Origin of the sequence: Chryseobacterium foetidum, assembly GCF_025457425.1 — a bacterium.
GTDB lineage: Bacteria > Bacteroidota > Bacteroidia > Flavobacteriales > Weeksellaceae > Chryseobacterium > Chryseobacterium foetidum.
The window spans coordinates 670,004-690,148 of record NZ_JAMXIA010000001.1; the positions used below are offsets into that span (position 1 = coordinate 670,004).

At 35.7% G+C, this 20,145-nt stretch carries 18 protein-coding genes; 5 read left to right on the top strand and 13 right to left on the bottom strand.

Translation table 11 applies throughout. The features are described 5' to 3' along the window. Positions 1-8 precede the first annotated feature (8 nt). The 10 genes from NG809_RS03185 to recQ form a co-directional block, all read right to left on the bottom strand. Positions 9-1,361 carry a TolC family protein gene (locus NG809_RS03185; RefSeq protein ID WP_262148021.1) on the bottom strand — a complete coding sequence of 451 codons (1,353 nt, stop codon included), beginning with the start codon at positions 1,359-1,361 and terminating at the stop codon, positions 9-11. Between the two features lie 92 nt (positions 1,362-1,453). Then, the gene (locus tag NG809_RS03190) at positions 1,454-2,047 is read right to left on the bottom strand and encodes a TetR/AcrR family transcriptional regulator (protein WP_262148022.1); all 594 of its coding nucleotides are present in this window, start codon (positions 2,045-2,047) and stop codon (positions 1,454-1,456) included. A gap of 149 nt (positions 2,048-2,196) precedes the next feature. Beyond that, entirely contained in the window at positions 2,197-3,021 is an 825-nt protein-coding gene (locus tag NG809_RS03195; protein ID WP_262148023.1) for a CvfB family protein, read from the bottom strand. A 157-nt stretch (positions 3,022-3,178) separates the two neighbouring features. Beyond that, entirely contained in the window at positions 3,179-3,664 is a 486-nt protein-coding gene (locus NG809_RS03200) for a hypothetical protein (protein WP_262148024.1), read from the bottom strand. A 122-nt stretch (positions 3,665-3,786) separates the two neighbouring features. Next, positions 3,787-5,190, bottom strand: coding sequence for a dihydrolipoyl dehydrogenase (lpdA, locus tag NG809_RS03205; protein ID WP_262148026.1), 1,404 nt, complete (start codon positions 5,188-5,190; stop codon positions 3,787-3,789). Between the two features lie 182 nt (positions 5,191-5,372). Continuing rightward, the gene (locus NG809_RS03210; RefSeq protein ID WP_262148028.1) at positions 5,373-5,729 is read right to left on the bottom strand and encodes a hypothetical protein; all 357 of its coding nucleotides are present in this window, start codon (positions 5,727-5,729) and stop codon (positions 5,373-5,375) included. Between the two features lie 519 nt (positions 5,730-6,248). Next, positions 6,249-7,337: a glycosyltransferase gene (locus NG809_RS03215; RefSeq protein WP_262148030.1), complete on the bottom strand. Its 1,089-nt coding sequence runs from the start codon at positions 7,335-7,337 to the stop codon at positions 6,249-6,251. A gap of 80 nt (positions 7,338-7,417) precedes the next feature. Then, a complete protein-coding gene (locus tag NG809_RS03220) occupies positions 7,418-7,741 on the bottom strand; it encodes a hypothetical protein (RefSeq protein WP_262148032.1) in 324 nt (107 codons plus the stop codon). Then, positions 7,729-7,977, bottom strand: a complete 249-nt coding sequence (locus tag NG809_RS03225) for a hypothetical protein (RefSeq protein WP_262148033.1) — start codon at positions 7,975-7,977, stop codon at positions 7,729-7,731. Before NG809_RS03225 ends, NG809_RS03220 begins: the two co-directional genes overlap by 13 nt. An 18-nt stretch (positions 7,978-7,995) precedes the next feature. Continuing rightward, complete coding sequence (gene recQ / locus NG809_RS03230; protein ID WP_262148034.1) at positions 7,996-10,200, bottom strand: DNA helicase RecQ; 2,205 nt, start codon at positions 10,198-10,200, stop codon at positions 7,996-7,998. Positions 10,201-10,346: 146 nt separating this feature from the next. Between recQ and NG809_RS03235 the strand changes: the two genes are divergently transcribed. The 4 genes from NG809_RS03235 to NG809_RS03250 all read left to right on the top strand — a co-directional run bounded on the left by NG809_RS03235 (position 10,347) and on the right by NG809_RS03250 (position 16,062). Further along, the gene (locus NG809_RS03235; RefSeq protein ID WP_262148035.1) at positions 10,347-11,306 is read left to right on the top strand and encodes a KpsF/GutQ family sugar-phosphate isomerase; all 960 of its coding nucleotides are present in this window, start codon (positions 10,347-10,349) and stop codon (positions 11,304-11,306) included. A 171-nt stretch (positions 11,307-11,477) separates the two neighbouring features. After that, positions 11,478-12,302: a twin-arginine translocase subunit TatC gene (gene tatC, locus NG809_RS03240; RefSeq protein WP_262148037.1), complete on the top strand. Its 825-nt coding sequence runs from the start codon at positions 11,478-11,480 to the stop codon at positions 12,300-12,302. Positions 12,303-12,445: 143 nt separating this feature from the next. Continuing rightward, positions 12,446-14,077, top strand: coding sequence for a M1 family metallopeptidase (locus tag NG809_RS03245; RefSeq protein ID WP_262148039.1), 1,632 nt, complete (start codon positions 12,446-12,448; stop codon positions 14,075-14,077). A 128-nt stretch (positions 14,078-14,205) separates the two neighbouring features. Continuing rightward, the gene (locus tag NG809_RS03250) at positions 14,206-16,062 is read left to right on the top strand and encodes a M61 family metallopeptidase (protein ID WP_262148041.1); all 1,857 of its coding nucleotides are present in this window, start codon (positions 14,206-14,208) and stop codon (positions 16,060-16,062) included. Between the two features lie 126 nt (positions 16,063-16,188). Here the strand turns inward: NG809_RS03250 and NG809_RS03255 are convergent, their stop codons facing one another. From NG809_RS03255 to NG809_RS03265, 3 genes are read right to left on the bottom strand one after another with little or no spacing between them, the layout of a single operon-like run. Next, positions 16,189-17,091: a GLPGLI family protein gene (locus tag NG809_RS03255; protein ID WP_262148042.1), complete on the bottom strand. Its 903-nt coding sequence runs from the start codon at positions 17,089-17,091 to the stop codon at positions 16,189-16,191. Positions 17,092-17,103: 12 nt separating this feature from the next. Then, the gene (locus NG809_RS03260) at positions 17,104-18,900 is read right to left on the bottom strand and encodes a M56 family metallopeptidase (RefSeq protein WP_262148043.1); all 1,797 of its coding nucleotides are present in this window, start codon (positions 18,898-18,900) and stop codon (positions 17,104-17,106) included. Between the two features lies 1 nt (position 18,901). Beyond that, the gene (locus NG809_RS03265) at positions 18,902-19,267 is read right to left on the bottom strand and encodes a BlaI/MecI/CopY family transcriptional regulator (RefSeq protein ID WP_262148045.1); all 366 of its coding nucleotides are present in this window, start codon (positions 19,265-19,267) and stop codon (positions 18,902-18,904) included. A gap of 308 nt (positions 19,268-19,575) precedes the next feature. Here NG809_RS03265 and NG809_RS03270 point away from each other — a divergent pair, with 308 nt between their 5' ends. Then, entirely contained in the window at positions 19,576-20,145 is a 570-nt protein-coding gene (locus tag NG809_RS03270) for a hypothetical protein (protein ID WP_262148046.1), read from the top strand.

The following is a 20,145-nucleotide window of genomic DNA, read 5'->3' on the forward strand; positions in this document are numbered from 1 at the left end:
CATTTTTATTATGGTTTTTGAAGAGTATTAAGTTCGCCTTTCGCTTTTATAAGTTTAATTTCAGCCTGTTTGTAGTCTAATAAAGCGTTTGCGTAGTTCTGTTTTGCCTGCGTTAATGCATTTTCAGTGTCCAGAACTTCCGTCAATGTCGCCAAACCGTATTGATAATTGGCTTGCGTATCTTTCTGAACTTTCTCGGCAAGACCAACGTTGTTCTTCATACTTTCGATGTTGATTAAAGAATTTTCCATGTTTGTGATGGCATTTTTATAATCAAGACTTAGCTGAAGCTCAGTATTTTCAATATCTAAATCTAAATCATCGATATCAATCTGAGCCTGAGCAATTTTAGACTTCGTAGCTCCACCCGTGAAAATCGGAATGTTTATATTTAAACCAATTGCAGAGAAATCACTCCAAAGTACTCCGTTCTGTAAACCGTTGGTTAAAGGAAACTTCGCACCCGTAGCACCCCAACCGTAGTTGGCAACCAAATTGACTGTTGGATAAAGATATGCTTCAGTCGCTTTTTTATTGAAAACCAAAAGTTCTCTGTTTTTCTGAAGAACTTTTACCTCTGAACGGCTTGTTAAATCTACATTTGAAGCTAACAATTCAGGTCTTGGCTCGATTGTTTCCTCTTCAAGCGTAATTTCAGTTTCAATCGGAATTCCCATGTAGAATTTCAATGAATTTTTTGAAAGCTCCACACTGTTGATCAACGTCTGTTTGTTTGAACCGATGTTAGTCAACTGAACATTCGTTCTGTCTAAATCGATTTTTTTAGCCAAACCATTATCTACCAGACTCTTGATTACGTTTCTTACTTTTTCAGTATTTGCGTAGCTTTGATTTACTGTCTCCAGATTTTCTTCCTGTACAAACACCTGATAATAAGCCGTTGCTACGTTTTCAATCAATTGCTCGTTTGTCAGCTGAGCGTTAAGAATATAAAATTCTCTGGTCGACTTCGCAGCCTTTAAACCTGTGAAAACTCTCTGGTCGAAAATCGCCTGCTGAACCTGAGCTGTAGAAGTGGTCTGCCAAGGCTGTCCCAGTTTTGCAATAATTCTTTCTCCGCCGAATTCCAGTAAAGATTCCTGAATTACCGGATTGTAAGTAAGACCAGACGTGATACTGATTTGTGGCAAAGCTCCGGCTCTGGCCTCGGCAATTTTGTATTCAGCTTTTTTGATCTGCAAAGCTGCTTTTTTGGCTTCTGCTTTATTTTGCAGTGCCTGCTTAATGGCCTCCTGCAAAGACACCTGTTGCTGCGCAAAAGCAGATGTAGAGCCGAAAATCATAAATGCTGCAGCTATCCCAATTTTTAGCTTTTTTGCAGTTATAAGTTTTCTATTCATAATTTATTACTTCGTTTATTTTTTGTTTTCTTTGTTAAAATCTTTACTCCTAAAGGACGAGTGAATTCTTAAAATACTTTAAATTTTTTTAATTAATTCTTAAAAAGCATATTCAGTATGATATCTTTTCGATCTGCAATCAGAAGATCAAATTCTTTATCACTGATCATCATATTTTCCAGAAAAAGAGGCCTTACAGCACTTGGAAATACCAAAAGTGCGATCATATTCATTACAAACTGTATCGGCGCCATTTTTTCTATGTTTCCCAGTTCCATTTCTTTATCAATATCTTCATAAAGTTTCTCGAGTTCGTGCTTCTCTACATCTCTTTTGTGACAGCTGCCACTATTGATCTGCGAAACAATGTACGTCTCCAGATAAGGGTATGTAAGACTTGTTTTTAAACTTCCGTCAATGAAATTGGCAATCTTCTCTTTGAAAGGAAGATCTGAATTCATAATTAATTCAGATTTTTGTTTTTCCACTCGGTGAGCTTCATCAAAAATAATCTGAATCAAATTATCCCGTGATCTGAAGTAGTAGTTGATCAATGTTCTGTTAACACCGGCCTCATCCGCAATCTCTTGTGTAGTTGCGTTAAATTTCCCCTGCACAAAGAATAAATTCTTGGCAGTCTCCTTGATTAATTCCTGAGTTTGGTCTTTCTTTTCTTGTTTTGACATTTTTGTTAAACAATTTTGTGCAAATATATATCAATCATTTGTTTTGACAAAATTGTTAAACAAAATAATTAATGATTTTCTCGTGATTATTATCATAAAAAAAGTCCGGAACAAATGTTCGGACTTTCAATTTTATTTTGAGAGTATTTTTAAACCAACTTTATTTTATCATCCATTATTTCGACGATTTTATCTTTGTACAAACCACCAAGAGCCTTTTTAAAGTTCTTTTTGCTCATTTGAAGCTCTTCTTTAATCTCTTCCGGCGTAGACTTGTCTGAAAGATGAAGCAGACCGTAATTTTCTTCCAGCTTATCCAAAATTTTCTGTTTAAACTCGTCGATATTTTCAAAGCCCTGCGGCTGTAATGAAATATCAATCTTTCCATCTTCACGGATGTCTTTGATGAAACCACTTTCCTCTGATAAAGGATATAGTTTTTTGAAAACATCAGAAGCGTAGATCAGCCCGATGTATTTTTTGTTGATAACCACATTCCAGCCCAGTTCGCTTTCGTTCATCATGATTAAATCTACCTTATCACCTTTCTGGAAAGGTAAATTTTCATACTGAGGATTTCTTTTAAACTTCGTAGTTCCGGTAATTAAATCAAGATCTTCATCAACATAGAGATAGACCAAATATCTTTTTCCATCAAGAATTTTTGTTTTCTGCTGTTTGTAAGGGATGAATAGGTCTTTGATGATTCCCCAATCCATAAACGCACCTGTCGGAAGGCTTTCCACACAGCTCATCACGGCAAATTCGCCTACCTCAGCCAATGGAATCTCTGTTGTTGCCTTTAACTTATGATCATCCTGAAAAACAAAAACTTCAACCTCATCACCAATTTCTTTTTCTTCACGGATAAAAACTTTAGACATGAAAGCCGTTTTGCCGGATTCTGATTCAAGCATCCATCCTGAATGATTTTTTTCTGAAATTTTTAAAGTCTGGGTTTTTCCGAGTTGCATTGATGATAATTTAGTTGGCAAAGGTAAGGAAAATAAGTTGGAGATTTTTTGAGTTTTAGGGTTGGAAGGTTTTAGAGTTCGAGCGTCTGAGGATTGGAGTGTTGAAGAGTTGGAGGATTGGAGTGTTTTGGAATTACATGGTATATTGATTTTAAATTTAATGCTTATAATTTTTTAAATGATTAATCAAATTTTTAGATTTTTTTAAATAATCTGTTTTTTCATCATCATCAAATTTCCCGATGCTTTTAATAAGTTGATCTTTCTCATAATAATTTCTTGATTCAGACAAAAATTGAGGTTGTTTCAAATAACCATTTTCATCGAGCGTCTGGTATTTTTTTGAATGAACAAAAACCAACTTCCCGTTTTCCGAGAAAAAATATTCTGTAATGATGTTCCAGGCAGACAAGCCAACCCAATGTTCCATTTTTCTGAGTTTTCCGTTTTTGTAAAATCCCTTTAACTCAATTCCGTTATCTGTAAGCTCAGATTGATCCATAAAATAAGAGTATGGAACTGTTCTAATTTTAAAATCTTTGGTTTGATTGATTTGCTGAACAAGCTTTTTTACCGGCTCAATATTCTGTCCGAAAAGCATTCCGGAAAAAGCAATCATTAAAAATAAGGTCAGTTTTTTCATCATCAGTAATTTAACTAAAAAATACAAAAAAAAAGAGAAGCCAAAACTTCTCTTTTAATATATATAATCCAACCTGACTCTCTTAACTTTCAACCTGGCTCTTTTTACTTTTACCTTGACTCTTACATGTGCAAAGCTCTCTTCCCTGTAGCATCCAAAGCAGCTTCTTTCACCGCTTCAGCATACGTTGGGTGTGCGTGAGAACTTCTTGCGATATCTTCAGCACTTGCACGGAATTCCATTGCAATTACACCTTCAGCAACCAAATCTGCAGCTCTTGCTCCAATCATGTGGAAACCTAAAACCTCATCTGTTTTTTCGTCAGCAATAATTTTTACCAAACCATCGATGTCACCACTTGCACGGCTTCTACCCAGAGCTCTCATTGGGAAGGTTCCGATTTTGTAAGCAACACCTTCTTCCTTCAACTGCTCTTCAGTTTTACCAACTCCGGCAACTTCCGGCCATGTGTAAACCACTCCAGGAATTAAATTATAATTGATGTGAGGTTTTTGTCCGGCTAAAGTTTCAGCAACAAAAACACCTTCTTCTTCAGCTTTGTGAGCCAACATTGCTCCTTTAATTACATCTCCAATGGCGTAAATATTTGCCACGTTGGTCTGCAAATGGTCGTTTGTTTTGATTCTTCCTCTTTCGTCCAATTCAACACCTGCTTTTTCCAAACCAAGTCCATCTGTGAAAGGTCTTCTTCCCACAGAAACCAAACAGTAATCTCCTTCAACAGTTACCTCCTCTCCTTTTTTATCTTTCGCTGTAATTTTTACGGAATCTCCGTTTCTTTCAACTGCTGAAACCGCTGTAGAAAGCATGAATTTCATTCCCTGCTTTTTCAGAACTTTAGTCAATTCCTTGCTTAAAGCTCCATCCATTGTAGGAATGATTTTATCCATAAATTCAACTACAGTCACCTGAGCGCCAAGTCTTAAGTAAACTGAACCTAATTCAAGACCGATAACTCCACCACCGATCACTACCAAATGCTTAGGAATTTCTTTTAAATTTAAAGCTTCAGTAGAAGTGATCACTCTTTCCTTATCTAAAGTGATGAACGGGAGCGATGAAGGTTTAGAACCCGTTGCGATGATGGTATATTTTGATTCGATAGTTTCAGATGAACCATCGTTTTTAGTCACTTTTACCTGAGTTGCAGATTCAAAGCTTCCAAGACCTTCAAAAACAGTGATTTTATTTTTGTCCATCAGGAAGTTGATTCCTTTTGTAGTCTGCTCTACCACTTCATTTTTTCTCGCAATCATTCTTGCGATGTCGGCTTTTGGCTCGTTAATGATAATTCCGTGGTTTTCGAAATTGTGTTTTGCATTTTCGAAATGCTCAGAGCTGTCTAAAAGCGCTTTTGAAGGAATACATCCAACGTTAAGACAGGTTCCGCCTAAAGTTGAATACTTTTCAATAATTGCTACTTTGAAACCTAATTGTGCAGCGCGGATTGCAGCTACATAACCTCCGGGACCAGAACCTATTACGGTAACATCGAATTGACTCATTTTATATTTTAATTTATTTATTATCTGATGATTAATTCTTACAAATTTACTGATTAATTTAGAAGGAACAAAGTGAGTTTTGTCAAGTTTTTGGGAGCGGGGTGTGGGGCGTTGGGTGCGGGATGTTTAAATGATTGAGAATACTTTTGATTTTGCGACTGCAGATCTCCCAGCTTCCAGCTTTAGCCTTCCAGCTTTAAATTCAGTTTTCCTTCTCCAAATTCTTCTTTATTTCCAAAAAACTCACCTCCGCAAATGTACCAGGGAAGATTTTCTAAATATTCTACAGCATTTTCAGGTTTCATTTCTGCCACTTCTTTTTTGGCGATAATTCCTTTAAACCATCTGTTTAAATTGGAAGAATTTGCAGATTCAACGGTATATTTAAGCCAGATTCTCTGACAAAGTCTGCATTGAATAATGCTTACTTCGGCATTCCTGTCTTCTGTCAAATCTTTTCCTATGATTGAAGTTCTGTATTCGGATTCAATCAGGTCGTGTTTTTCGCATGCACATCCTAATTTCGGGAGTTTTTTCATGAATGAAATATGAGTTTAATTTTTTAGAAATTCAAATCTAAGGAAATGCTTGAAATTTAATTGATTATTATTCCGTCAAAATAGCTTTTACACTCTGCTTTATAAATTTTTACCTGTTCTCGAAAATCACTTTTCCATTCAAATAAATCATCACTTTTAAATGAATATGAAATGTGATAGCTGTAAACAAAAAGCAACAACAAAATAATCTGCAGGAATGAATATGTTTTTAAAATAAACTTCTGATTTTTTAATAATTTAATTAAATAAAAATCAAAAATTAAAAGAAGAGTCGCGATAACTAAACCATTAAGCAGAATTCCTGAAATGTAGAAATTTTCGGCCATTGAAGAAGCTAAAGAATCACTTTTATACACAAAAGGAAAAGCATAATACTTCGGAAAAACATCATCCTTGCAACTGCATTCAAAAACTAAATTTACCCAGGCAAATTTCAGAAGAAAGAAGCCAACTGAAAATATATAAAAAGAAGTAACTTTTAGAAAAATCTTCACCAGCCTATTTTTTATGCATCAAATCCAGCAAAACCTTTTCATAATTATCCAAAATAATTTCCTTTGAAAACCTCGATTTTATAGAATTTTTTATGGCATCATGATCGTAAGACCGATGCAGAATCTGCATAATTTTTTGTGAGAAATCTTCGTGATTTTCAATATCAGAAATTTCGCCGTTCGTTTCGTGCTGAATGATTTCATTGATTCCGCCAGGACAGTTGTTGGCTAAAGAATACGTTCCGCAGGCTCCTGCTTCGAGTAAAACATTGGGAAAACCTTCGTACCGTGACGATAGAATAAACAGGTCAGCATATTTCAAAAACTCATACGGATTCTCCTGCTTCCCGTGAAAAAACACATTTTTCAGACCCAGAAAATCTTTCATTTGGTGAAGAATTTCACGATCTCTGCCATCACCTAATATGTGTAACAAAATTTTTTCATTTTTTAATCTTGAAAAAACTTTCAGCAAATTATCAAAACCTTTTCTGGCAGACAGATTGCCGATGGCTACAACATTTTTATAATTGTATTTAAAACTCTCAGGTTTGCGGGAGATTGTTAACTTTTCGTCAATAAACTCAAAATCTACAGGATTATTGATCTTGACAATTTTCGAACGGTTGACTTTAAAATTTCTGACCAGATCGTGCATCATATCATCACTCTGTGCGATAATCTGCTGGTAATTATTGTAGAAATGGTAGAAAAATTTAATTTCCTTCTTGGTTACATGTTGCGAGACAACATTGGTTTCTCTCGCAATGAATTTTGTTTTCGGGAAAAGTTTGATAAACATCGAAAGATACGCATTCACCTCTCCGTATCCGGAAAAAACAATATCCGGTTTTCGGCGGTAAATTTCTTTAAGAATTGGTTTTAAAGAGTGACGAATCCTTTCGGTATTGATATCGATAATTTCGACATCTTTTTTCAGAAAGTTCAGGTAACCGCCTTCTTTGCGTAAAAGCAAAATCTTCGGTTCAAAACGATCTCTGGAGAGATGATTTGCAATGGTGGTAACGATTCTTTCTGCACCTCCGGTCTCAAGATCCGGCAGAATAAATATGACAGAAATTTTCTTGTTCATTGTAAATTTTGTTTGAAAAAACCTTCTGTTTAAAGTATTTTTTCTCTTCAAAAAGCTAACGATATCGAGCTTTTTTTAAATTACATCAGCTCGGGAAATTCCTGAGAATGATTGTTGATAATATGATTGATCAAAAACTGATTGTCTTTTTGGTCATAAAAGATAAACCAGGAAGTCCGGTGATTGGCTTTGTATTTAATAAATATTTTACCAAATTTCTGAAGTGCTTCCGGTGTATTTCTGCCGATTGGTTTATGAATATTATAATCTACAAAATCATAAATTTTCTCAGCATATAATTGGCAGTCTATTTCAAAGCCAAAATATTCTTTTACATATAAAATCCTAATCAGATTTTCTATAGACTCATGAAATTCATCCGAATAGACAATTATTTCACCCAAGACAATTTTGAAATAAATTCTCTCGTTTTTTTCCTCGATTCTGCTGAATTCAGACCTTTTGCAAAACGCTCATCGAAATCATCTTTTACCAAATATTCAGTATGAGGTTCCGAAAAAGTTTCTGCGGTTGCCCTTTTTTCTTTTAAGTCAACTAATTCTGCAATTACCTCGAGATCATCCAGTCTGTTTATCCAGTGGATTAACTCTTTTTTTGATTGTAGAATGGGATTTTCCATTTTAATTTTATTTAAAAATCAATTGGCAACGTCGCTGATAAATTTTATTCTCAGCATTCTCACTTCTTCGTCAGACAGTTCATCGCCAAACTCATCAAGCAAAACTTTCATGCTGTCACTTTCAGATTCATTCATAAATTCCATGAACTCATCCACCATATCTTCATCGAAATTTTCTTCGATATAATAATCAATATTCAATTTAGTACCCTGATAAACAATACGTTCCATTTCTTTCAACAGATCATTCATCGAAAGATTTTTGGCTCGTGCAATATCTTCAAGGTCAATCTTTTTATCCGTATTTTGGATGATAAAAACTTTGTGGCTCGATTTATTCGCCACATTTTTCAACACCATGTCCTGAGTACGCTCAATATTGTTATCTTCAACGTATTTTGAAATAAAATCCGCAAATTCTTTACCGTATTTCTTGGCTTTTCCTTCTCCTACTCCGTAAATTTTGGCAATTTCTTCAACTGTAATCGGATACTGAACGGTCATGTCTTCCAGACTCGGATCCATAAAAACCGTGTAAGGCGGAATGCTGTGCTTTTTGGCCACTTTTTTTCTGAGTTCCTTTAAAAGTGCAAACAAGTTTTGGTCTAAACCTCCACCCGACTGTTGCTGCACCTGATCGCTTTCTGCTTTGGTCTGTGAAAGGTCAAACTCACGGTCCTCGGCAATCATAAATGAACTTTCCAATTCGCCCTTGAGTGCCTGTCTTCCCTTTTCCGAAATTTTTAAAACACCATAGGTTTCAATATCTTTCTGAAGGAAATTCTGTACAGTTGCCTGTCTTAAAATGGTTTTCCAGTAATTTTCTTTTTCGTCTTTACCAAACCCAAAGTGCGGCGTTTGCTCTAATTTATAGGATTTAGTAACCGCATTTTCTTTTCCGACGATCGTTGATATCAAATCCTTAGATTTAAATTTTTCTCCTGTATCATTGATGAGATGCATTACTTTCTTAAAATCTTCCGTAGCATCTGTCAGTTTGGGAGGATTTGATGCATTATCACACATCTTCGCTCCGTCTCCGTTTTCAGGATCGAAACTTTCTCCGAAATAGTACAGAATATACTGTCGTCTGCTCATGCAGGTTTCAGCGTAGCCTACAACTTCATTCAATAACTGAAGACCAATTTCTCTTTCGGAAACAGCTTTTTGGGCTAAAAACTTTTCCAGTTTCTCAATATCTTTAGGATCGTAGAATGCGAGGCAGTGACCTTCGCCACCATCTCTTCCGGCTCTTCCGGTTTCCTGATAATAGCTTTCAAGAGATTTTGGGAAATCATAATGGATAACGAAACGCACATCCGGTTTATCGATTCCCATTCCAAAAGCGATGGTGGCAACGATTACATCAGCTTCCTCCATCAAAAATTTATCCTGATTAGCGACCCTTATTTTTTGGTCAAGACCTGCGTGGTAAGGAAGTGCATTGATCCCGTTTACCTGAAGAAGCTGGGCAAATTCCTCCACTTTTCTTCGGCTTAAACAATATACAATACCAGATTTTCCTTTGTGCTGATTGATAAATTTTACAATTTCCTTGTCAACGTTTACTTTCGGTCTTACTTCGTAATAAAGGTTAGGCCTGTTGAAACTTTCCTTGTAGACCGCTGCTGAAGTCATCCCCAAAGTTTTCTGGATATCATCCTGAACTTTCGGAGTAGCAGTTGCGGTTAAAGCAATCACCGGAACATCGGCAATTTTATCTATAATTGATTTTAAATTTCGGTATTCAGGTCTGAAATCGTGACCCCATTCTGAGATACAGTGCGCCTCATCAATGGCTACAAACGATATTTTTACCTCTTTGAAAAATTCGAGATAATCTTCTTTTATCAGCGATTCCGGAGCAACGTAGAGCAGTTTGGTTTTTCCTGCTTTAATATCGTCAAAAACCTTTTTGGTCTGAGTTTTGTTAAGTGATGAATTCAAAACATGGGCTACACCTTCATCTGATGAGAGTCCGTTGACTGCGTCCACCTGATTTTTCATCAGAGCAATAAGCGGTGAAACCACGATGGCAGTTCCCTCAGAAATCAGTGCAGGAAGCTGGTAACAGAGAGATTTACCTCCACCTGTAGGCATAAGGACAAAAACATCCTTTCCGTTCAGTAAATCTTCTATGATTTGCTCCTGCTGACCTTTGAAGGTAGAAAATCCAAAGTATTTTTTTAATTCGCCTGATATATTGGCTTTTTTTGCGCTCATCTAATTTTGTATTGCTAAATTTGCATCTATTCCAAAGTTATAAAAATTTTGCTTAAAATAAAAGCGAACGAATTTATAAAAATAAAATTTATAGTAAATATAAATAGATTCTGTGTCTATTTTTTCAATTGTAATATACGACAAAAATGTATACAAACGACATTATTTCCAACGCAAAAAAAACACTTGAAATAGAAATTGCCGAGCTCGAAAAACTGAAAAACAGAATTGACGGCGATTTTGAAAAAGCGGTGCAAACCATTCATGCTGCCACGGGAAAACTCATCGTTGTAGGGATCGGAAAATCTGCCCACGTAGCCAATAAAATGGTTGCAACGCTGAATTCTACAGGAACACCTTCTCAGTTTCTTCACGCTTCAGAAGCTATTCATGGTGATTTGGGTGTAATCCAAAAGCAGGATGTGGTTTTATGCATATCAAATTCGGGAAATTCTCCTGAGATTGTGAGCCTTGTTCCTTATTTAAAAGACTATTCTTCTTCTTTAATAGGAATGACAGGGAATAAAAGCAGTAAGCTAGCTGAATTTTCAGATATTATTCTTGATACACACGTTGATGTGGAAGCATGCCCAATCAAACTTGCTCCGACGAGCTCAACAACCGTTCAGATGGCTTTGGGAGATGCTTTGGCAGTAAGTTTAATGGAACTGAATGATTTTAAGGCTAATGATTTTGCTAAATTTCATCCAGGCGGAAGTCTGGGTAAAAACCTGATTTCAAAAGTTGATGATTTCCTATCTTCACAAAAACCTCAGGTTTCTGAAAATGACAGTGTGAAAGATGTCATCATTTCCATAAGCAGTTCAAGACACGGAATTACCGTCGTCACAGACAACGAAAATATTATTGGAGTGATTACCGACGGCGATCTTCGAAGAATGCTGATGAATGAAATTAATATTTCTGAAGTATCAGCAAAAGACATTATGTCTCTGAATCCCAAGACGGTCGAAAGAAATTCCCTGGCAAAAGACGCTATGAAAATCCTGAAGGACAACAACATCGGTCAGCTTGTCGTAACCGAAAACGGAAAATATTTCGGTATTATTGATTTACATAAACTCTTGGATGAGGGGATTAATTAGGTTGAGGTTAAGGTTAAGCTAAACTTAAATGAGTAACTCAGGTTTTTAATCTTAAATATTAAATTTTGAATCTTGAATTTTAAATCTTAAATTTTAAATCCCGAATTTCAATTAATCCTGCGCTTAACACCCGCTTTTTTTCCTAAATTTGAAAAACTTAAAAAATATTTTGTGAGCGAAGGTAAAGACATGTCTTTCTGGGGACATATTGGCGAGCTGAGAGGACATCTCATCCGCGCAATTATAGCGATTATCATCGCAGCATTTATTATCGGATATAATATAGAATGGATTATGGATCATGTGTTTTTTGGTCCTACCCGTAATGATTTCCCGACTTTCAGAATTGCCAATCACTTCTCAAGAATGATTTTGGGTGAAGACAGCATCACGCTTCCAAAGGATTTTCCTGTGCGTGTACAAAGGCTTTATCAACAGTTTAATGTAATGATGGCAGTATCTATTTTTGGAGGTATCGTTTTGGCCTTTCCGTACATTATCTGGGAATTGTGGAGATTTATCAGTCCGGCCTTGCATCCGAGAGAGAGAAAAAATTCAATTTTTATTATCAATTCGGTTTGGATACTGTTTTTAGCAGGAGTTCTTTGCGGTTACTATCTAATTTTACCATTTGCGGTAAATTTTGGGGTGATTTTTAAGATTTCAAACATTATTATTCCGCTTTATGACCTGAGCGATTACACGACATTGTTTTTACAGGTTGTATTGGGAATGGGTGTTGTATTTTTATTCCCTATTTTGATTTACTTCCTCACATCCATCGGAATTTTAACGCCGATGTTTATGAGAACGTACCGCCGTCATGCCATAGTTTTAATAATGGTGGTTGCAGCGATTATTACTCCGGCAGACGTTTTAAGTATGATGATGGCAGCCTTGCCACTTCTTGCTTTATATGAGTTCAGTATTCTGGCTTCGGGATACACTTACAAGAGAGTGCAGAAGGCAAATGCAAGACTCGCAAAACAGGATTAAAGAAAATTTCAAACAAATTATATTGAGCAGTTTTATTAATTTAAAGCTGCTTTTTTATTTTAATTTGATATAAACTGTTACTTCAAGAACATTTTTGCGACTTACCAAAAATTAATTCTCTATTTTTGAAATATACATAACCTATGAAAAAAATCACTTTCTCGCTGCTTTTCGCCTCATCACTAGCTTTCGGGCAGTTTTTTGAGCATGGTAAAACCTTTACAAAACAGGATACTTTAAAAGGTTCAGATACCAAATTCAGGAATTTCTGGGATGTAAAAAGGTATGATCTTTCAGTTGAACCGGATTTTGCTTCAAAAAGTATTAAAGGAAATAATAAGATCAGTTTTGAAATCACAAAAGACATTTCGAACCCCGTTTTTCAGATTGATTTGCAAAAACCAATGAAAGCCGATAAAATTGAATGCAGTTTCCCTACGACAAATGTTTTTAAGCAAGATGGAGATTTTATTTTCATTTCCACCAAAAAGAATTTTAAAAAAGGAGAAAAATATACGATTGACGTAACGTATTCCGGAAAACCGACGATTGCCAAGCGTGCTCCCTGGGACGGTGGATGGGTTTTCACAAAAGATGAGAAAGGAAACCCGTGGATGAGCGTTGCTGATGAAGGAATTGGCGCCTCCGTATGGCTTCCGACAAAAGATATCTGGAGCGACGAGCCTGATCAGGGAATCACGATGAAAATTATTACTCCGAAAGATCTCGTTGGTATCGGAAACGGAAGACTGATCAGCAAAAAAGAGGAAGGTAACAAAACCGCTTATATCTGGGAAGTTAAAAATCCAATAAACGCGTACTCTATCATCCCCAACATAGGAAAATACGTGAATTTTAAAGACACATACAATGGCGAAAAAGGAAAGCTTGATTTGGACTATTGGGTGATTGACTATAATTTAGATAAAGCAAAAAAACAGTTTCAGCAGGTAAAACCGATGCTTGAAGCTTTTGAATATTGGTTCGGTCCCTATCCTTTTTATGAAGATTCTTACAAACTCGTTGATTCGCCATATTTAGGAATGGAACATCAGAGCAATATTGCGTACGGAAATCAATATATGAACGGTTATCTGGGCAGCGACTTATCCGGAACGGGAGTAGGTTTAAAGTGGGATTACATTATTGTTCACGAAAGTGGTCACGAGTGGTTTGCCAACAATATCACCGCAAAAGATCAGGCAGACATGTGGGTTCATGAAGGTTTTACGATGTATTCTGAAGTGCTTTTTACCGAAAAATATATGGATAAAAAATCCGCCGAGATTTATGCTCAGGGAGTTCAGCGTTCGATTAGTAATGATGTTCCAATTATTGGGAAATATGGTGTAAGAAATGAAGGCAGCGGCGATATGTATCCTAAAGGTGCGAGCATGCTTCACACCATCCGTCAGGTGATTGATAATGATGAGAAATTCAGACAGATTTTACGAGGTTTAAATAAGGATTTTTACCACCAGACAGTTACCACAGAGCAAATTGAAAAATACATTTCTGATAAATCGGGAATCGACTTTTCGTCGGTTTTTAATCAGTATTTAAGAACTACAGATGTTCCGGTTCTGGAATATTCTCAAAAAGGAAATGAACTGAAATTTAAATACAGCAAAGTCGTTAAAAATTTTAAACTTCCTTTAAAAATTAGCGGCGAATGGATAAAACCTACTGAAGAATGGCAGACGATGAAGTTGAAAAATGATGGTGCAGTAGAGTTTAATAAAAATAATTACATCAGATATCAAAAGGTAAATTAGGTTGAGGTTCAGACTGAGGCTGAAAAACATTGGAAAAGCAAAATCGCACGTTCGGTTTTGCTTTTTTTTAACATCTGTTCTGTAACAAAATCAGTTTTGCTGCAACTACTTAAGCAAATTAAATCAGCATGAAAAAAATTGCAATCAGCTTAGGACTTTTATCCGCAATAGCATTTAATGCACAGTCTGTGAAGACGCAAATTGACCTTGTCAACATTAAAGACGATAAAGTAAATGTAAGTCTTGAATTTCCGAAAATGAAATCGGGCGATGTGAAATTCCACTTTCCGAAAACAGTTCCGGGAACATATTCAACAGACGATTACGGAAGGTTTATTGAAGGAATAAAATTTCTTGACAACAAAGGAAAAGAACTGAAGTTCACAAAGGTGAATGACAATTCCTATACTTTAAAAAATGCACAGAATTTAAATAAAGTTACGTATTGGGTAAACGACAGTTTCGATGATGAAATGGATAATACCAAGCACAAAGCGGTATTTTCACCATCAGGAACCAATATCGAAGAAGGAAAAGTTTATCTTGTCAACACCCATGGTTTCGTTGGTTATATCGAGAATATGCAGGATGTGCCTTATCAGTTAATCGTAAAAAAACCAAAGGATTTCTACGGAACAACAGCGTTGGTAGATCAGGATAAATCTGAAGATACTGACACTTTTACTTTGGCAAATTATGCTAAACTGACCGATTCTCCGCTGATGTACACCAAGCCGGATTACGTAACCTTTAACGCAGGAGGAATGGAGCTGGTTTTAGGCGTTTATTCTCCGACGGGAAAGTATAAAGCTGCAGATTTTAAAGAAAATTTAGAGAAAATGGTCATTGCTCAAAAGAAATTTCTGGGCGATATGAATACCAATAAAAAATATGCAATCATGCTTTATCTTGCAGGTACAGACGGTCCTCAGATCAAAGGTTTCGGAGCGTTGGAACATCACGAATCCACAAGTGTTGTGTTGCCTGAAATGATGCCTAAAGAAGCTATTGACCAAACCATAACAGACGTTGTTTCTCACGAATTTTTCCACACAGTAAATCCTTTGAAAGTGCATTCTGAAGAAATTCATTATTTCGATTATGCAGACCCGAAAATGTCTCAGCATTTGTGGATGTACGAAGGTGGAACTGAGTATTTTGCCAATCTTTTCCAGATTCAGGAAGGTCTGATTACAAGAGACGAATTTCTGAAAAGAATGACCGACAAAATCACTAATTCTAAAAATTACAACGACACAATGCCGTTTACAGTGATGAGTAAAAACATTCTGAAAGACGAGTACAAAGACCAATACAGAAATGTTTACGAAAAAGGAGCATTGCTGGCGATGTGTCTGGATATTGAATTGAGAAAACTTTCCAACGGCGAAATGGGCTACCGTGATATGATCAGAAAACTGTCTCAAAGATTTGGTGAAAACAAACCTTTCAAAGATGATAAACTGATTGACGAACTGGTTGAAGTTACAGGCTATCCGCAGGTGAGAGATTTTTACAATAAATATATTGCCGGAAGTGAGGCTACACCGTATGAAAAGTACCTGAAAGAAGTCGGAGTTGAAGTACAGAAGCAGGATACACCACCGATTTTCTGGTTTGTAAAAGATCCGAATCAGACGGGTTACAACGATAAAAACAACACTTTTATTTTTGACGAAAGCTCTGCTCTTTCACCTTTTGCAAAATCTGTCGGTTTTAAAATTACAGATGAAGTAGTTGCTCTGGATGGAAAAATCATCAACATTCAGAATATTCAGGAGTTTATCAACTATGCGAAAAGCGTAAAAGACGGACAGAATGTAACGCTTACCGTTTTGAGAAATAAAGACGGTAAATCTGAAAAAATAGATTTAAAAGGAAAAGCCATTCTCGATAAAATGACGGTTGAAACTTTAGGTTTTAAAGCCAATCCAACTGCTGCTGAGAAAAAACTTCAGGATCAGTGGATCACAGGAAAGAAATAATATCAAAATAAATTTATACAAAAATTCCGCAGTTTCAATGAAACTGCGGAATTTTTTTTGGAAGATAAGATCGCATTATAACTCTCAAACTCTAACACTCTCAAACCCTAAAACCCTACCAATCATCTACTTCTGCAAATCAGGTTCTATCGGATTGTTATTTTTCTTAAAACCTTCTTTGGCTTTCTTTTCCATTTCTCTGAAAACCTGGTTTGGATCTGAAATTTCTCTGCCATCGGCAGTTTTAGTTTTAAAAACTACGCGGTTGGTGTCTGTATTTTTCTGCATCATTTCGCGCATATTTTTTGTAGGATCAGCTACGTAGGCTTTCCAGACTTTTCTGAACTGGTCTTCCGTGATTTCAATTTCTTTACCGCCCATTCCAAAAACACGGACTTCCGTTGGAAGATTAAGTTCCGTTTCCTGTGAAGCTGCTTTGATCTTTTTATTTCCTGCCAGTGTCATCACGTGCGTTCCGGTAGCATCTTCGATTTTCACAATAAGGCCAGGCAAACCATAAAATTTGTACGGACCATCCTGAAAAGGAATATCCTGCGTGAACCAAGCGGTCCACTCTCTTCCGCCGAAGCTCGTGGTTGCTTTTTGGGTGTTGTACTCTCCGATTTTCTGTTTTTCACCGGAGATCTTCCACTCAGGCTTAGAATCTTCGGTAATTTTATATTGGTCGCTTGAGATTTTTCTGTACAGAGAAGTTTTAAAATCAGGATAAGTTTTAGTTACTTTAAAAGTGATTTGCCCAGGCTTATCAGTTCTTTTAATATTAATACTGTTCGGATTCATCTGAATCTGCTTTTCAATATCAGCTTTCTGAGTAGAATCTGCTACAAAAGTTGCGTGACTGTAGTAAGAAGAACCTCTTGAATCGATATCCAAAACCATCATTTCAGTTTTCACATCAGCTTTATCGTTGATATCCGGAACAAATTTGTAGTCGTAGAAAAACCTGTTGGTTTGAGCCTGAGCAAAAATCAATGTCAGAATAAAACCCGTAGTTAGAAGTTTTTTCATTTTAAAAATAGATTATTTCGTTTCAATACGGATCTCGCCAGAACTTTTCCCGTCTGTGTTTTGCTTGTTAACGGTCATTCTTTTGAAATTTTTACTGTCAAGTTTTTTAAATTCTGCTTCAGTGATTTCCTTATCGTCCAGATAGTATTTGATATTTGAGTCACCATGCATACTAAAGATTTTCGGTTTTGAAACATTGACTCCTCCATTTGGAAACCTCATTGTTGTAGTTCTTCCAACCACCGGTGGAAAAGGAGCTGAAATATTTTTTACAGATCGAATGACCATTGAATTTCTACCATCCAGCATTCTTCTTTCTGCTTCAATCTTTGCACGTTCACCTTCAAGTTTAGCTCTTTTGGCATTTAGTTTTGCAGCTTCTTTTTCAAGTTTGGCTCTGCGTTTTGCGTTCTCGGGACTTTCTTTTTTGTCAAGGAAAACTTCGCTTCCAGGCATCCAGTTTCTATCTATATTTAAATTTTGTTTATGAAATTTCACTTTGGTTCCATCAGGTAACTTTATATCATCTCCGGTAAAATCCATATTTGAAAGATCAGGAAGCTCTATGTTCATCGTTTTAAGACGCTCAACCTCACTCTTCCATTTATCTGAATTAAATAATTTTGCCATCTTTTCACTATCCATTTCAGGAATGCTGAAATGAAATTGCTGTGTATTCACAGTCTTACTTATCTCCTCTGAAAGTTTCTCAATCTCCTGCAGACTTGCTTTGAATTCCTGTGAATCCGGTTTTAAAACCTTCAGATTTTTAGATTCTTTTTCAATTTTTGTGCTTAGTTCAGAGATTTTCTTTTCAGCCAGAACTTCTTTTTTTAATCTTGGCGGAGCAATTTTTTCATTGAAAACAATCTTCTCTTTTGGAACGATAGTATCTTTTTTAATTTCTGAAACTGCCTTTTCAATTTCAATATTGGTCTTTTTTATTTCTGTGTTTTTTGCATTAACCAAATAAGCAAAAGCAACCGTAAATACGATAGGTAAAGCTAAAATTCTTCTTGTGTAACCAAATTTGGTATTGGGTTTTTGTAACATCTGTAATCTTTTTTTGAGGTTTGAATTAAGAAACGGACTCGCCGCAGGAAGTGCCGTCCCCGAAAAATGACTGGTCAGAAGCATCTGCGCAAATGCTTTGGTGTCTTTTTTCTCAACAGCCTTGTTGTCAGCAAGATATTCGTGTATTAAACTGATTTCTTTTTTAATTAAATAGAAAAACGGATTGAACCAGAAAACTGCTGTGATCACTTCAGCAAAAATCTTGTCGATGCTGTGTTTCTGCTCAATATGCACCATTTCATGTTTCAGGATTTGTTTCCCGACATCAGAATCCAAAGTGATGGAATCTTTCCAGAACAGGTTTCTGAAATAGGAAAAAGGTGCGTCTGTAAGATCGGTCTGATAAAAGTTGATGCCTTTTATCTGTTCTTTTCGGAAACTATTTTTTAATTTCTCGATTTTAAAAATTCCTGTAAGAATTTTAACTATAAAAAAGAGAGAAACCAATCCCAGAGCCGAAAAAATAATTCTAAAATAAGTGTGGTCATTATTGATGTTTTTTGGAGTTTTAAAACTTTGTACCTGCTCAAAAAGAAGGTAAATCCGGTCGCTCACTTCGATGGTAAAATCTTCAACTCTCAGCAGTGGTAAAAATATCGAAACCAGCATTGTAGCCAAAAGGTAAAACCTGTTGTAGTGATGAAAGGTCTTGTCTTTTAAAGACAACTGATAGTAAAGAAACATTACACCCGAGCATGCAAAAAGTTTCAGAATATAGATGAAGAGATTTTCCATATCAGCTTTTGTTTTTTAGTTCTTTGAGGAGCATTTCAAGATCTTCAACACTCATTTCGCTTTCTTCTACAAGGAAGGAAACTGCACTTTTATAGGAACCTTTGAAGTAATTTTTCACCAGACTTTTCATCGTCTTTCCGGAGTACTGATCTTTAGAAATCAAAGCAAAATATTCGTGCTGTCTGCCAATTACATTATAATCCACAAAATCTTTGTCTTTTAAAACCTTTAAAATAGTGGAAACGGTATTAGTATGAGGCTTTGGCTCCGGAAAAAGATCGAGCACATCTTTTAAGAAACCTTTTTCAAGTTTCCAGAGATACTGCATGATTTGTTCTTCTGCTTTGGTAAGATTCTGTATTTTCATTTATTAAAATCAATATTTATAACTAATTACTTAGTGATACAAATGTAGAAATTAAATCAATTCATACAACTATTTTTATAGTGATAAAGATTTGAATTAACTCAAATAACTGATTTTCAATACAATAATTTTAATATTTAACACAATTTAGTATTTAATGAAACTGATAATAATTCATTGATAATAATCAAGTTCATTCAAATTCTTAAAACTTGTTAAAATTTATTAAATAAAATGATGAGGAAGTGAGAAAAAATAAGAAAAAATATTTATTTTAGTGGTCTCAAAAAAATTATAAAAATCTATTTATGAAAAGATATACTCTACTGGCTGTAATTTTGATGTGCACATCTTCATTCACATTTGCGCAGTCATCGGTATTTGGATCAATTACTGAGGCAAAATCAAAAATTGAAGCTACGGTGCCTGTCGTAATTGAATATTTAAAGAAAACTAGCGAAAAAGAAGGAGACCAAACTATTCTTACCAACGGAACAGAAGCTTTGAGAAAAGAGTACAACGCAGTTTCTCAGGAATTTGATTTATATAAAGGAAACCTTGCAAGCTGCATCGTTAACAAAAAGAAAAAAGTTGCTACCAAGTGTTTAAATTACCACACGCAATATTTCAGAAGCACTTTGACTAAATATGATAATTTCATTTCATATCTGACTAAAAAGAACGGTTTCTTAGGTGTTGATGATGAAGAGGTGAAAAAAGACCTGAAGCCCACAGAGATCGCAACGACAATTGATAAAGATTTTACGTCTGCTGCAGGCGCTACAGCCAATATGAAAGGTGTTGAAAAAACAAAATATTTCGAAAGTCTGAAATCAGATGATTTGAAATTACAGCCTTTCAACTCTCTTGTAAATTAA

Coding starts and splice junctions, on each gene's coding strand:
- NG809_RS03185 (WP_262148021.1), bottom strand. CDS start 1,361: ATGAATAGAAAACTTATAACTGCAAAAAAGCTAAAAATTGGGATAGCT.
- NG809_RS03190 (WP_262148022.1), bottom strand. CDS start 2,047: ATGTCAAAACAAGAAAAGAAAGACCAAACTCAGGAATTAATCAAGGAG.
- NG809_RS03195 (WP_262148023.1), bottom strand. CDS start 3,021: ATGCAACTCGGAAAAACCCAGACTTTAAAAATTTCAGAAAAAAATCAT.
- NG809_RS03200 (WP_262148024.1), bottom strand. CDS start 3,664: ATGAAAAAACTGACCTTATTTTTAATGATTGCTTTTTCCGGAATGCTT.
- lpdA (WP_262148026.1), bottom strand. CDS start 5,190: ATGAGTCAATTCGATGTTACCGTAATAGGTTCTGGTCCCGGAGGTTAT.
- NG809_RS03210 (WP_262148028.1), bottom strand. CDS start 5,729: ATGAAAAAACTCCCGAAATTAGGATGTGCATGCGAAAAACACGACCTG.
- NG809_RS03215 (WP_262148030.1), bottom strand. CDS start 7,337: ATGAACAAGAAAATTTCTGTCATATTTATTCTGCCGGATCTTGAGACC.
- NG809_RS03225 (WP_262148033.1), bottom strand. CDS start 7,977: ATGGAAAATCCCATTCTACAATCAAAAAAAGAGTTAATCCACTGGATA.
- recQ (WP_262148034.1), bottom strand. CDS start 10,200: ATGAGCGCAAAAAAAGCCAATATATCAGGCGAATTAAAAAAATACTTT.
- NG809_RS03235 (WP_262148035.1), top strand. CDS start 10,347: ATGTATACAAACGACATTATTTCCAACGCAAAAAAAACACTTGAAATA.
- NG809_RS03245 (WP_262148039.1), top strand. CDS start 12,446: ATGAAAAAAATCACTTTCTCGCTGCTTTTCGCCTCATCACTAGCTTTC.
- NG809_RS03250 (WP_262148041.1), top strand. CDS start 14,206: ATGAAAAAAATTGCAATCAGCTTAGGACTTTTATCCGCAATAGCATTT.
- NG809_RS03255 (WP_262148042.1), bottom strand. CDS start 17,091: ATGAAAAAACTTCTAACTACGGGTTTTATTCTGACATTGATTTTTGCT.
- NG809_RS03260 (WP_262148043.1), bottom strand. CDS start 18,900: ATGGAAAATCTCTTCATCTATATTCTGAAACTTTTTGCATGCTCGGGT.
- NG809_RS03265 (WP_262148045.1), bottom strand. CDS start 19,267: ATGAAAATACAGAATCTTACCAAAGCAGAAGAACAAATCATGCAGTAT.
- NG809_RS03270 (WP_262148046.1), top strand. CDS start 19,576: ATGAAAAGATATACTCTACTGGCTGTAATTTTGATGTGCACATCTTCA.